The sequence below is a fragment of the Parasphingorhabdus sp. genome (genome assembly GCF_036963705.1).
Taxonomy (GTDB): domain Bacteria; phylum Pseudomonadota; class Alphaproteobacteria; order Sphingomonadales; family Sphingomonadaceae; genus Parasphingorhabdus.
On sequence record NZ_JBALUT010000074.1, the window covers coordinates 1 to 12686 of the forward strand.

General features: G+C 57.7%; 14 protein-coding genes. 7 read left to right on the plus strand and 7 right to left on the minus strand.

Features of this window, described 5'->3' with window-relative positions:
• The 6 genes from V7680_RS13240 to V7680_RS13265 all read left to right on the plus strand — a co-directional run.
• A partial coding sequence (locus V7680_RS13240; RefSeq protein ID WP_335653739.1) for a thiamine pyrophosphate-dependent enzyme occupies window positions 1-1475 on the plus strand: 1475 nt, incomplete at its 5' end.
• A 63-nt stretch (window positions 1476-1538) separates the two neighbouring features.
• Window positions 1539-2759, plus strand: coding sequence for a 2-oxoglutarate dehydrogenase complex dihydrolipoyllysine-residue succinyltransferase (odhB, locus tag V7680_RS13245; protein ID WP_335653740.1), 1221 nt, complete (start codon window positions 1539-1541; stop codon window positions 2757-2759).
• An 80-nt stretch (window positions 2760-2839) separates the two neighbouring features.
• Window positions 2840-4246, plus strand: coding sequence for a dihydrolipoyl dehydrogenase (lpdA, locus tag V7680_RS13250; protein WP_335653741.1), 1407 nt, complete (start codon window positions 2840-2842; stop codon window positions 4244-4246).
• A 4-nt stretch (window positions 4247-4250) separates the two neighbouring features.
• A complete protein-coding gene (locus tag V7680_RS13255) occupies window positions 4251-5072 on the plus strand; it encodes a hypothetical protein (RefSeq protein WP_335653742.1) in 822 nt (273 codons plus the stop codon).
• A complete protein-coding gene (locus V7680_RS13260; RefSeq protein WP_335653743.1) occupies window positions 5069-5755 on the plus strand; it encodes a PepSY domain-containing protein in 687 nt (228 codons plus the stop codon). The genes V7680_RS13255 and V7680_RS13260 overlap by 4 nt, the downstream gene beginning before the upstream one ends.
• Window positions 5752-6384: a trimeric intracellular cation channel family protein gene (locus V7680_RS13265; RefSeq protein ID WP_335653744.1), complete on the plus strand. Its 633-nt coding sequence runs from the start codon at window positions 5752-5754 to the stop codon at window positions 6382-6384. The genes V7680_RS13260 and V7680_RS13265 overlap by 4 nt, the downstream gene beginning before the upstream one ends.
• Here the strand turns inward: V7680_RS13265 and sppA are convergent.
• Genes sppA through V7680_RS13300 form a run of 7 tightly spaced genes read right to left on the minus strand, consistent with a single transcriptional unit; the run spans window position 6357 to window position 11886 of the window.
• Window positions 6357-8243 carry a signal peptide peptidase SppA gene (sppA, locus tag V7680_RS13270; protein ID WP_335653745.1) on the minus strand — a complete coding sequence of 629 codons (1887 nt, stop codon included), beginning with the start codon at window positions 8241-8243 and terminating at the stop codon, window positions 6357-6359. The two genes, V7680_RS13265 and sppA, sit on opposite strands and share 28 nt — an antisense overlap.
• A 56-nt stretch (window positions 8244-8299) precedes the next feature.
• Window positions 8300-8923 (minus strand): DUF1109 domain-containing protein, encoded by a 624-nt coding sequence (locus tag V7680_RS13275; RefSeq protein WP_335653746.1) that lies wholly within the window; start codon window positions 8921-8923, stop codon window positions 8300-8302.
• 31 nt (window positions 8924-8954) lie between these two features.
• Window positions 8955-9479: a sigma-70 family RNA polymerase sigma factor gene (locus V7680_RS13280; protein ID WP_335653747.1), complete on the minus strand. Its 525-nt coding sequence runs from the start codon at window positions 9477-9479 to the stop codon at window positions 8955-8957.
• Window positions 9480-9483: 4 nt separating this feature from the next.
• Window positions 9484-9942 carry a DoxX family protein gene (locus V7680_RS13285; RefSeq protein WP_335653748.1) on the minus strand — a complete coding sequence of 153 codons (459 nt, stop codon included), beginning with the start codon at window positions 9940-9942 and terminating at the stop codon, window positions 9484-9486.
• A 5-nt stretch (window positions 9943-9947) separates the two neighbouring features.
• Window positions 9948-10676 (minus strand): HvfC/BufC family peptide modification chaperone, encoded by a 729-nt coding sequence (locus V7680_RS13290; protein ID WP_335653749.1) that lies wholly within the window; start codon window positions 10674-10676, stop codon window positions 9948-9950.
• Window positions 10660-11574, minus strand: a complete 915-nt coding sequence (gene bufB / locus V7680_RS13295) for an MNIO family bufferin maturase (protein ID WP_335653750.1) — start codon at window positions 11572-11574, stop codon at window positions 10660-10662. Before bufB ends, V7680_RS13290 begins: the two co-directional genes overlap by 17 nt.
• Before the next feature lie 18 nt (window positions 11575-11592).
• The gene (locus tag V7680_RS13300) at window positions 11593-11886 is read right to left on the minus strand and encodes a BufA1 family periplasmic bufferin-type metallophore (protein ID WP_335653751.1); all 294 of its coding nucleotides are present in this window, start codon (window positions 11884-11886) and stop codon (window positions 11593-11595) included.
• Window positions 11887-12213: 327 nt separating this feature from the next.
• On the opposite strand from V7680_RS13300, the gene V7680_RS13305 reads away from it, so the two are divergent.
• Window positions 12214-12504 (plus strand): co-chaperone GroES, encoded by a 291-nt coding sequence (locus V7680_RS13305; RefSeq protein WP_335653752.1) that lies wholly within the window; start codon window positions 12214-12216, stop codon window positions 12502-12504.
• Window positions 12505-12686: the final 182 nt, after the last annotated feature.

Below are 12686 nucleotides of genomic sequence, written 5' to 3' on the forward strand. Positions count from 1 at the left end.
GCTATCGGCGCTTTGGTCACAATGAAGGCGATGAACCAAGCTTCACCCAGCCGATCATGTATGCCGCGATCAAGAAACATCCCAAGGTCAGCAAACTTTACGAACAGCGGCTGGTTGCTGAAGGCGTAATCGACGCGAAATGGGCGGATGATACGCGCAGCGCCTTTGCCGACCATCTCGAAACCGAATTTCAGGCTGCTGCCGATTATAAGGCGGACAAGGCCGACTGGTTTGGCGGTCGCTGGCAGGGTCTGCATATTCCCGCAGATCCGGAAACCGCTCGGCGCAATGTCGACACTGCGGTCGACACAAAATTGTTCGACAGTCTTGGTAGGACACTGACAACGGTTCCCGAAGGCCTTCGGATCCACAAGACATTGGGCCGGGTTCTCGAGGCCAAGGCAGCGATGTTCAAGTCCGGCGAGAATTTCGACTGGGCAACCGGTGAAGCGCTGGCCTACGGGGCGCTGGTTTCAGAAGGTTATAATGTCCGCCTGTCCGGGCAGGATAGCGGACGCGGGACATTTTCCCAGCGGCATGCTGTCTGGGTCGATCAGGACACTGAAGAAAAATATGTGCCGCTCAGCACCGTGCGTCACGGCCGGTTTGAAGTGCTCGACAGTCCGCTGAGCGAATATGGCGTACTCGGTTTTGAATATGGCTATGCCGGCGCCGATCCGAAGACGCTGGTGTTGTGGGAAGCGCAATTTGGCGATTTTGCCAATGGCGCGCAGATTATGATCGACCAGTTCATTGCCTCGGGCGAAGCCAAATGGCTGCGGGCAAACGGTCTGGTTATGCTGCTCCCCCATGGTTATGAGGGTCAGGGACCGGAACATAGTTCGGCGCGGCTGGAACGCTTTCTGCAACTATGCGCGCAGGACAATATCCAGGTCGCCAATATCACCACCCCGGCCAATTATTTCCACATCTTGCGTCGCCAGATGCTGCGGTCGTTCCGCAAGCCTCTGATCATCATGACGCCAAAGTCGCTGTTGCGGCACAAGCTGGCCGTGTCAAAGGCCGAAGATTTCCAGGGCGATCAGCATTTCATGCGGATCTTGTCGGACACCAATCCACCGGCAGACAAGGATGTGAAGCGTGTGGTGCTTTGCTCCGGCAAGGTCGCTTATGACCTGATCGAAGCGCGCGATGCGGCGGGTGACAAGAATACCGCGATCATCCGGATCGAGCAGCTTTATCCGTTCCCGGGCGAACCTCTGGTGGTCCGCCTCAAACGGATGAAAAATCTCGAGACGATGGTCTGGGCGCAGGAAGAGCCGAAGAATAACGGCAGCTGGCATTTTGTCCGCCGTTATCTGGAGAAAGCTCTGGCGCTGGCCGATGTCGGACCACGCGATCCGGTTTATGCCGGCCGCGCCGCGTCGGCTTCGCCGGCAACCGGACTGGCAAGCCGCCACAAGCAGCAGCAAGAGCAGTTGATCGCCGAGGCCTTGGGGCATGAAGCGCAATAAGATGTAAGGGCCGTCTCCTGTCTCGGCAGGAACATGACAAGCTACGAAAGCAGAGTGAAGATTATGGCAATAGAAGTAACAGTACCGGCACTAGGCGAATCGATTACCGAAGCGACTTTGGGTGAATGGCTCAAGCAGCCTGGCGATGCGGTCGCCGCTGATGAACCGATTGCCAGCCTGGAAACCGACAAGGTGGCGCTGGAAGTGCCCGCGCCGCAAGCCGGTGTAATGGGCGCGCATCAGGTCGCTGTTGGCGATACGGTCGAAGTCGGCGCGGTCATCGCGACGATCGAGGCAGGAAGCGGCGCGGCGGCTCCTGCCAAATCCGCCCCAGCTCCGGCCAAGGCAGCAGCCAAAGCGGGCGAGCCCGATGCGTCCATCACCCTGTCTCCGTCGGTCCGCCGTCTGGTTCTCGAACATGGTGTCGACCCCAGCCAGATCAGCGGCAGCGGCAAGGACGGCCGGCTGACCAAGGCAGACGTCGAGCAATATGTGAAATCCGGTGCGCAGCAAGCAGCGCCATTGGCCGAAAAAGGCGCGGCGAAAGGTGCGCAAACGCCGCCAGCAACGTCGTCGACCGGCAATCGCAACGAAGAACGGGTCCGCATGACCCGCTTGCGCCAGACTGTCGCACGGCGGCTGAAAGAGGCGCAGGATACAGCAGCCCTGCTGACCACGTTCAACGACGTCGACATGACTGCGGTGATCGAGACGCGGAGCAAATATAAGGAACTATTCGCCAAGAAACATGGTGTGAAGCTTGGCTTTATGGGCTTTTTCGTCAAGGCGGCCTGCATGGCGCTGAAAGACGTGCCTTCGGTCAACGCGCAGATTGACGGCGATGAAATCGTCTATCATGATTATGCCGATATTTCGGTCGCGGTCAGTGCGCCCAATGGTCTGGTGGTCCCAGTGATCCGCAACGCCGAAGCGATGAGCTTTGCCGATGTCGAGAATAGCATTGGTGATTTCGGCAAGCGTGCCAAGGACGGCACATTGACCATGGCGGACATGCAGGGCGGTACCTTCACCATTTCCAACGGTGGTGTGTTCGGTTCCCTGATGTCGACGCCGATCATCAACCCGCCGCAGTCGGCGGTGCTCGGCCTGCACCGGATCGAGGATCGCGCTGTCGTCGTCGATGGCGAGATTGTCGTTCGTCCGATGATGTATCTTGCGCTCAGCTATGACCACCGCCTGATCGACGGCCGCGAGGCGGTGACCTTCCTCGTCCGGCTCAAGGAAGCGATCGAGGATCCGGCCCGGCTTTTGATTGATTTGTAGGGTTTTCGTCATCCTGAACTGGTTTCAGGATCCCCCCAGGTGCTGAAACAAGTTCAGCATGACGAGTATAGAGGTAATATATGACCGACAATTTCGACTATGATCTTTTGATAATCGGCTCCGGCCCTGGCGGCTATGTCGCCGCAATCCGCGCTGCACAACTGGGCCTGAAAACCGGCTGTATCGAGAGCCGCGAGACGCTCGGCGGCACCTGCCTCAACGTCGGCTGCATCCCGTCCAAGGCGATGCTGCACGCGTCGGAACTTTATCACGAAGCCCATAGCGGCGCGCTGGAGAAATTCGGCGTCAAACTGACCGGTGCAAAGCTCGACCTGAAGCAGATGCTGGCGGAGAAACTGAAGGCGGTCGAGGAACTGACCGGCGGCATCGCGTTTCTGTTCAAGAAGAACAAGGTCGACTGGATCAAGGGGCGTGGCGCGTTCGAAGATGCGCATACGGTCAAGGTCGGTGACAAGAGCTACACGGCGAAAAACATCCTGATCGCAACGGGATCGTCGGTTACCCCGTTGCCCGGTATTGAAGTCGACAATGACAAGCAGATCGTGGTCGACAGCACCGGCGCGCTCGAACTGTCGAAAGTGCCGGGCCATCTGGTCGTCATTGGTGGCGGCGTGATCGGGCTGGAACTCGGTTCGGTCTGGTTGCGGCTCGGCGCGAAAGTGACCGTTGTCGAATATCTCGACCAGATCCTGCCCGGAATGGACGGCGATATCCGCAAGGATGCGAACCGCATGTTCAAGAAACAGGGCTTTGATATCAAGACCGGTACCAAGGTCACCGGCTGCACGGTCAAGGGCAAGAAAGCGACCCTGACTATGGAACCGGCCAAGGGCGGTGACAGCGAAACGCTCGACGCCGATGTCGTGCTGGTGGCTATTGGCCGCAAGCCGAATATCGACGGTCTGGCGCTGGAAAATTCCGGAGTGGAAACCAACGATCGCGGCCAGATTGAAGTCGGCCACGATTTCCAGACCAAGGTTTCCGGTGTCTATGCCATTGGTGACGTGACGCCCGGCCCGATGCTGGCGCACAAGGCCGAGGATGAAGGCATTGCCGCCGCCGAATTTATCGCCGGACAGCAGGGCATCGTCAATCACGACCTGATCCCCGGCGTGGTCTATACCTATCCCGAAATTGCCAGCATCGGCAAAACCGAGGAAGAGGTGAAAGACAGCGGTGTCGAATATAAAGTCGGAAAATTCCTGTTCGCCGCCAACAGCCGCGCCAAGACCAATCGCGACACCGAGGGCTATGTGAAGATCATCGCCGACGCAAAAACAGACCGCGTGCTCGGCGCGCATATCATCTCGTCGCTCGCCGGCACGATGATCGCGCAGGTCACGCAAGCGATGGAATTCGGCGCGACCAGCGAGGATATCGCCTATACCTGCCACGCCCATCCGACCCATTCGGAAGCGATCAAGGAAGCGGCGATGGCGGTACAGGGCAAGCCGATCCATATGTAGTGCGATGGCCAGTCAGTTGATCCGTCCGTCAGGTTTGGCTTTCGCAGTCCTGATGGGCTGCATCTATATGCTGTCAGCCGGTGCGCCGCGTGTGTTTTGGATCATCAACAGTGCCGCTCTTGCTTGCGCGATTGGCCTGTCCGTTTTTCTAAAACGGCCAGATCGAGGCTTCGGCGCAGTCGCTTTCACCGGTTTTGCGTTGGCGCTTTTTGCCGGGACGCTGTTCAGCGACGCGGAAATTGACGGGATCCATCGCTGGATTGCAGTTGGCCCGGTTAGATTGCATGTCGGTTTGCTTTTGCTGCCTGCGACAATTTCGCTCTTGCCAGACCTGCGGAGAGAATTGGCGCTACTGACGGTCATTGCCATCAGCCTGATCGTTTCATTGCAGCCCGACAGAGCAAGCGCATTTGCGTTGCTCTCAGGCGTTTTGGTGCTTGCGATGGCAAAGCGCGACAAATGGTCTCTCGGGATGGTGGCGATTGGCGGGTTCAGTTTCTTATGGACATTGCGGAAAATTGACCCGTTACAGCCGGTTCGATTTGTGGAGTATGTGATCAGGGATGCTTGGGAATCCCATCCATTGTCCGCTGCTGTTATGGCAGTTTCTCTAATCCTGGCATTGGTCGTGCCTTTATTTGGTTTGAATTTCAGGAATCAAATCCCCCTCATCGCTTCGTTGGCGACTATCGGTGGTTTCGTCATTATATCACTTTTTGGACCATATCCCACTCCGCTTATCGGATATGGTGCTACAGCCATTGTTGGATATGGTCTCGCATTGGGATTATCAGCGGTTCGTGAGACAGGAGTCAGACTGGCATGAACATGAAACATCATAAACTCATGCGCTGGCACGTCTGGCTCGGCTGGCTGATCGGGGTGCCGATCATCATCTGGACCGCCAGCGGATTGCTGATGGTGGCCCAGCCGATCGAAAATGTCCGCGGCAATCACCTGCGCAACGAAGCGCCCATGCTTGATGCGATCAAACCGGTGGCGCCCTTGCTCGAAGGCCGTCAGGCCAAGAGCCTTACTCTGCAGCAGAATGATGCCGGCCCGTTCTGGGTGATTGCCTATGCCGATGGCGGCAAGCGACGCGCCGACGCGAAGACTGGTGCGCTAATGCCGCCGGTATCCGCTGCCGAAGCCGACGCGCTGGCCCGCGCCGCGCGTTCCGATAGCTCTGCCATCCGCTCGGTGAAACGATTTGACGAGGACCATGCGCCGATGGAGCAGCGCAGCGGCCGACCCGCGTGGCAAGTCGCGTTTGACGATGATGCGCGTTTCTATATCGACGCGGACACCGGGGAGCTGATCGCTGTGCGGACCCAATATTGGCGGGCCTTCGACTTCATGTGGGGCCTGCATATCATGGACCTGCAAACGCGCGAGGATACCAGCCATCCGATCCTGATTATATTCGCGGCCATCTCGCTGCTCGGCTCGATACTGGGCTTTGTCATGCTGTTCACCCGGCGCAGGCGCAGGCGGAGTACGATGTCATGAATTCCGCCATATTATATAGCGCACTCGGCTGGCTCGACCTGTTCGGGATTGCTGTATTCGCGATTTCCGGTGCTCTGGTCGCCGCGCGCAATCGGCAGACTTTGGTAACCTTCGGCTTTTTCGCGCTGGTCACCGGTGTCGGCGGCGGCACGGTTCGCGATCTGTTGATCGGCGCGCCGGTTTTCTGGGTACAGGACGCGCGGGTACCGATATTATGTCTGGGCATTGGATTGCTGGTGTGGGTAACACCGGTCAAATTCTGGCGACCCGCGGCGGTTGACTGGTTCGACGCTGTCGGTCTGGCCGCCTATTCGGTTTTCGGTGCGGCCAAGGCGATGCAATTGGGGATCGATCCGGTTCCTGCGGCGATCATGGGAATAATAACCGCAAGCGTTGGCGGGGTGATCCGCGATTTGATTTCCGGAGAGCCCTCGATCATCGTCCGTCCGGAACTTTATGTTACCGCCGGCGCGCTCTCCGCTTCGGTGTTTGTTCTGCTGGCGCAGATCGGGGTGCAAGGATTTATCGCCGCCTTGATCGCCTTTGTCGCCGGATTTGCGTTGCGGGCTTTGGCGATCGTCAAGGGCTTGTCTTTACCCGCTTATCGCGGAGCCGAAGACAAAGAATAGCCGAGCAGGCGCTCGATCCATTTGGCGGATGCCTTGCTGCTGTGTCGCGCTCCGGTCCCGCATTCGAGGCACAAGGCCTGGACATCTTCGCGGACAAGCAGGCCTTGAGCAGTGGCCATGGCCTGACCGAAAATTGCCTTCTGGCGCTGCGCCGCCCAGCCGATGATGCCGGTCACCGGTGCGCTTTCCTGCTGGACGAAGGGAATGCCACCAAAGGGGAGCCAGGAGAGGCTGACCTGCGGATCAAGATATTGCGCGTGATAATCGCCTTCCTTGAGACCCGCGCGCTTGGCCGCCTCGGCGAGGGCTTCCGTCATGCCGCCGAAGCCGTCGACCAGACCCAGCTGGCGAGCAGTGCCGCCATCCCAGACCCGACCCTGTCCGATCCCATCGACCTCAGCCGGAGTTTTGCCGCGCGCGGCGGCGACCAGTTTGATGAAGTCGGCATAACTGTTTTCGACCCCTGATTGCAGGATTGCATTGAGGTCTTCGCTGAAGCCGCCAACAAAATCAGGCTCTCCGGATAGCGGGGTAGTCTGGACGCCGTCGGCGGTGACACCCCATTTGGCCAAGGCTTTTTCAAAGCTGGGGAGAACCGCGAACACGCCGATCGATCCGGTGATGGTATCGGGTTCGGCGAAGATATGATCTCCGGCCGTTGCGACCCAATAGCCTCCGCTGGCCGCGACATCGCCCATTGAAACGATGATCGGCAGCTTCTTTTTCTTCGCTTCGAGCAGAGCCAGACGGATTTCCTCGCTGGCGAAGGCCGAGCCGCCGGGCGAATCCACCCGGACCACCAGAGCCTTGATTTCATCTTCATCGAGCGCCGTGTAAATCAGCTCCGCGATCCGTCCGCTGGCAGCCATGCCGGGACCGGTTTTGCCGCCGACAATCTCGCCCGCGACGGTTATGACACCGATTGCTGAGCCGTCTGTCTCAACGGGATGCGCGGCAACAAAGTCATCATAGTCGATGCTTTTGAAACTGTCCGGCGAGGGTTTTTCGTCGGCGCCGACCTTTTCGGCTACGAAGCGGTCAAAGGCGGTCTTGTCGCCCAGCTTGTCGACCAGCTTCTGTTGTACGGCGACCGCCGCAATGTCACCTCCTGCGGTGGTGATGAATGTGGCCGGATCGTCGGCAAATGGCTTGACGATTGCTTGCGGCCGTGACTTTTTCACTTCGGCCAGCCAGCTGTCCCAGAGCACGCCGTAAAGCGCTTCCGAGGCTTCCCGCGAAGCCGGTGACTGATCAGCGCGCATATAAGGCTCGACCGCGCTTTTATAGGTACCGACGCGATATATATTGGCGGTCACACCAAGCTGGTCGATCAGGCCTTTGTAATAGAGCCGGTTGCCGCCGGGCCCGGCAAAAATGATTCCACCCATCGGGTCCATCCAGATTTCGTTCGCGTGGGCGGCAAGCTGGTAGCTGTCATCGCTGTAGAAGTTGGCAAAGGCATAGATTGGCTTGCCCGCTTTCTTGGCCCGGTCAAGCGCCTCGCCAATATCGGTGAGGCTGGTTTGCCCGCCGCCGGCGAAACTGCCGAGATCCAGCACGATGGCTTTGACCCGGTTATCCTCGACCGTCGCATCAATGGCGTGCACGACATCGCGCAAGCGATATTCGCGCGGGCTGTCGCTATTGCCAGCTAGAAAATCTTCGAAGGTCGGCGCTGCCGGTTCTTCGACAATCACGCCATTCAGATCGAGCAGCAACGCGCCGTCACGGATCGAGGCGCTATTCGGTTGTGATGATAACAGGGAATAGAGCGCGCCGAAGAACAGCAGCATGGCGATCAAGACCATGCCGTCCTTGATCGCGACCAGAAATCTCCATGCTGCCCGCGCAAATTGCATATTCATGTCCCTGTGTTGACTGGATTACCTGCCCTATATGGGATCGGATCGGGATATTACCAGCGGATAAGATGCGGGACGACGAGGCGGCCGACGATAGCGCACAGGGCCACGGCCAGCGAATACCAGAGCCCGACATAGAATATGCTGTTGAATGGGCAGTGCAGGCTATAGGCCGCTGCGCCCAGCGCGCCAGAGGACATTCCGACGAGCCAGCCTGCGCGGTCCAGCGCGACTGGTGCGCCACGGCGAAGCCAAAAAACCTGCGCCGCGGCTATGCCCGTACCCACCAACATGCTGATAGCGAGGCATTCGACGCCATAGCGCGGCACGAATATCGCCATATTATCGGGTGCGGCTATCATTGCCATGACGGCGGCCGTCGCAGGAAACAGCAAAGCGGCCAATAATGCCCAGACCCAGCCCTTGAAGCTATTGCCTACGGCAGGTTGGCTCATCGCGATTACGGCATAGCTGCTGGTCACGCCAAGCAAGAGCAAGGCGCCACCCCGCAGGAAGAACATCGGATGCGGCATGCCCATCAAAATGTCGCCACGAACCCCGCCGAACAACGCTATGGCTGCCGCAAAAACAGCGGCAATTACAAGCGTGATCGCAAGCCCGTCCCGGGCTTTCAACGGCTTGACCGGTGTTAGGTCTTCTACGAGCCTGTCTATCATCTTGTCTGACATCATTTATACTCTTCTAATATCATTCTGTTTCAACCATCGACGAGAGCTTTTTCAGCCCACGATGGATATTCACTTTGACCAAGGATTCCGATTGGCCGGTCATTGCCGACGCCTCGTTGATGCTCAGGCCCTCGATTTTCACCAGACTGATCACTTCGGCCTGTTTCTCGGGGATCATCCCGAGCAGTCGTTCGAGGCTGACCTTGGCGGTCACGTCCTCGTCCTGCGGATCGGCGACCATCTCCTCGAACAGCTGGTCATGTTCGTGCCGGTATATTTTGCGCAGGCTGTCGATCCAGCGATAGCGACCGATGGCTGCCAGCCAGGGCAGGAACGCCTTTGTCGGATCATAGCTGGCGCGCTTGCGGTGGAGCGAGATCAACGTCTCCTGCACCAGATCATCGATCGCCGACGGATTGATCTTTCGGCCATAATAGCGGCGCAGCCATTTTTCGCATTCGGTGAGCAGGCAGGAATAGCATAGCTTGTCGCCACCCTGTGCCTTGATCATCAGATGACGAAAAGTTTCCTCGTTCGCAATCACCGGGTCAGCCCAGTTTGTGACCGGCCAGCCGGTCCAGCGAGAATATCCCGCCGCCGCGCACGACCAGGACCAAAGCCATTGCGACCCAAATGATATGGGTCTGCCACCAGATGATCATCTCGGGGAATACGAATATCTGGATCACCATGGTCATCACAAAAATGCCGAGCGCTCCGAACCGGGTTGCCAGTCCGAGCACCAGCAGGATCGGCAGAAAATGCTCCGCATAGGTGGTGACATAGGCCCCTAGGTCGCCGTTGAGTATCGGGACCTGGTTGAACGGGGCATCCGAAAACTGGTAGAATGTCGTTTCCTTGATCGTCAGGAAACTGCCTTCTTCGACCTTGGTGCGAGCCGAGCGCCAGAATATCCCGGCGAGGGCTATCCGGGTGACCAGGAGGGCGATGCCCTCGGGTACGGCACCGCTGACCAGACCGATCAGTTTCTTCATCATCTTCTTCATATTCTCTACCCCTGAATTCGCGTCAGTGCCCCGGTCTGGATCAGCTTGACAATATGCTGCATCGCCGCGGCTTCATCACTCAATTCGAGTGCATCTGCCAAAAGGTTACCCATCGTCCCGCTATTTCCAATTTTACCCGCTATTGCTTGTTCTAGTGCGTTTAGCGGATGGAGTGAAACCAGCGCTTCCGGGCGAGCGATCATCAGCGCGCTCGGTTCTGCATCGACCAGCTCGCCCAGTTCTGGCGACACCGGGCCGGTGATCTCTATCAGGCGCATGGCCGGATGGGCGGCGATCGGGAAAGCGAGCAGCTCGTCTTCTGGAAGGGCGGCAATATCAGTCAGGGCAACGGGCGTAGCCTCGGCGGCGCGATAGCTTTCGATCCATGCCCATTCGATGCGGGCGAGATCTATTGCGGTGCTGTCCTGTTCGCGGGTCGCCAGAAATGTCGCGAAGTCGGCAGCGATATGGTTGATGTCGCAGGCCATGATATGGTCCTGATCGACATAGCCGCGGGAGATGGCGTGGAATATTTCGTGTCCCATATGGGCATGCAATCTCGGAAAACTGTCTTCCAGCGACACCAGCCGAGCGTGGGAGATATTATTGGCATGAGCTTTAAGGCCAAGTAACGCGCGCTCTGCGTCCTGCGAAAACAGATCGTCGGGAAAATGCGCAGGGCCTTTTTGCAGGCAGGCGACAAATCGCGCCTGACCGTCAGCGAGCGATGGCATGGCGGACCTCCTCGCTCGCAGGACCGCCCAATATCGTGTCGGCTTTGGCGACTTCGGCCATCAGCACGTCATATTCGGGGATATTGCTGTCCCATTCGATCAGCGTCGGTTTGGCGCCGGCCCGCTCGATGAAACGGCGGTAGAGGCGCCAGGTGATGTCGCTGACAATCGAGCCGTGATCATCGATCAGCAGCGGCCCGCTGTCATGCTCTTCCCTCGCGTGGCCAGCGAGATGGATCTCGCCGACGATTCCCGGGTCGATCGCGTCGATATAGGCTTCCATATCGAGCCCGACATTGGTCGCGCTGACCTCGACATTGTTGATGTCGAACAGCAGTCCGCAGCCGGATTGCTTGCACAAGGCGTGGATGAAGTCGGTTTCGCTCATCTCGTCGTCGCGATAGGAGAGATAGCGGGACGGGTTTTCGATCAGAATATTGCGTTTCAACCGGTCCTGCACCTTGCTGATTTCGCCGGCCAGATGGCCGAGCGCTTCGCGCGTATAGGGAAGCGGGAGCAGGTCGGGATAGCGGTCATGGGCGTTGCCGCTCCAGCTCAGATGGTCGGAAACCATCGCCGGTTGGTAGCGGTCACAAAGCGCGGCTATCTTTTCCAGATCGTCGCGATTGAGCCCGTCTGCACTGCCGAGGGACAGGCCGACGCTGTGAAAACTCAGGGGATAAACCCCGGCGATGGCGGTAAGCCAGCGGTGCGCAGGACCGCCATCGCCGAAGTAATTCTGTGGATGAACCTCAACCCAGGAAGGTCGCTTCGCCGCCTCGTTATCGTCGAGCACATGGGTATAATGTACCGATTTAAGGCCTATGCCACTCAATGGAGGGAGGGAGCATGGCATAGGTTTGGCTGGCGAAGCATAGGGATCAGAAATTGCGGTCATCCACGGAATCTAGCGCGTTCAGCCCTTTTTAGGAACTGGTTTTGTATTGCCTTCATGCGCGGTCAACGTGCCACCCATTTTAACGCAGGCGCCCTTGGCGACATAGTTCCAGGCATTGCCTTGATAATTGGCGGTCGAGGTTCCCGCACAGCTCGTGCCCGGACCGGCGGCGCAATCATTCTTGCCGGCAAGCGCAACGCCGTAGCATTTTTCTTTGGCACCGGCGGCTTCAGCGGCAGTGGCGGACAGGGACAGGCTGGCCGCGGCAGCAAGAGCGGTGGCAGCGGCGGTTGTTTTCATAAAAGCGGACATAATATTATCTCTCTCTGGTAATAGGGGGACAAGTGGCGAACCAGCCGTAGCCGGTTCAAAATGTCATTCGCCGCCCTTGGTAATCCGGTTACAGACCACCGCTTTGACAATGTCGATTGATCGAGAAATGATTCGGAATGCCTTGGAAATCCAACAAAAATGGCGGAAAATATTTTCCGACCTTTCCCTTGACGATGATTGAATAACTACTACATGGAGCCTGTTAGCACTCGGAAGCAGAGAGTGCTAATTCACATATATTCTGCTCTTCCCATCGGCGACAACCGCCGATTGAAGAGATTTGGATTGGGCAAGAAAGGGAAATCTATGAAATTTCGTCCATTACATGACCGTGTTCTGGTGCGCCGCGTAGAAGCGGACGCAAAGACCGCAGGCGGCATCATCATTCCGGATAGCGTACAAGAAAAGCCATCCGAAGGCAAAGTCGTTGCAGTTGGCACCGGCCTGAAAGACGACAACGGCAAGACCACAGCGCTTGACGTTAAAAAAGGCGACAAGATCCTGTTCGGCAAATGGTCGGGCACAGAAGTCACCGTTGACGGCGAAGAGCTGATCATCATGAAGGAAAGCGATATTCTCGGCATTATCGAGAAGTAATTGCTTTCCCCATCATAATTTCAATCAACTAAGCAGAGGAAAATATCATGGCTGCTAAAGACGTAAAATTTGGTCGCGACGCTCGCGAACGCATCCTCAAGGGTGTGAACACGCTGGCTGACGCCGTTAAAGTAACCCTCGGCCCCAAAGGCCGTAATGTTGTGCTCGACAAGAGCTTTGGC

Coding starts and splice junctions, on each gene's coding strand:
- V7680_RS13260 (WP_335653743.1), top strand. CDS start 5,069: ATGAACATGAAACATCATAAACTCATGCGCTGGCACGTCTGGCTCGGC.
- V7680_RS13265 (WP_335653744.1), top strand. CDS start 5,752: ATGAATTCCGCCATATTATATAGCGCACTCGGCTGGCTCGACCTGTTC.
- bufB (WP_335653750.1), bottom strand. CDS start 11,574: ATGACCGCAATTTCTGATCCCTATGCTTCGCCAGCCAAACCTATGCCA.
- V7680_RS13275 (WP_335653746.1), bottom strand. CDS start 8,923: ATGATAGACAGGCTCGTAGAAGACCTAACACCGGTCAAGCCGTTGAAA.
- V7680_RS13285 (WP_335653748.1), bottom strand. CDS start 9,942: ATGAAGAAGATGATGAAGAAACTGATCGGTCTGGTCAGCGGTGCCGTA.
- V7680_RS13300 (WP_335653751.1), bottom strand. CDS start 11,886: ATGTCCGCTTTTATGAAAACAACCGCCGCTGCCACCGCTCTTGCTGCC.
- lpdA (WP_335653741.1), top strand. CDS start 2,840: ATGACCGACAATTTCGACTATGATCTTTTGATAATCGGCTCCGGCCCT.
- V7680_RS13255 (WP_335653742.1), top strand. CDS start 4,251: ATGGCCAGTCAGTTGATCCGTCCGTCAGGTTTGGCTTTCGCAGTCCTG.
- sppA (WP_335653745.1), bottom strand. CDS start 8,243: ATGCAATTTGCGCGGGCAGCATGGAGATTTCTGGTCGCGATCAAGGAC.
- V7680_RS13305 (WP_335653752.1), top strand. CDS start 12,214: ATGAAATTTCGTCCATTACATGACCGTGTTCTGGTGCGCCGCGTAGAA.
- odhB (WP_335653740.1), top strand. CDS start 1,539: ATGGCAATAGAAGTAACAGTACCGGCACTAGGCGAATCGATTACCGAA.
- V7680_RS13290 (WP_335653749.1), bottom strand. CDS start 10,676: ATGCCATCGCTCGCTGACGGTCAGGCGCGATTTGTCGCCTGCCTGCAA.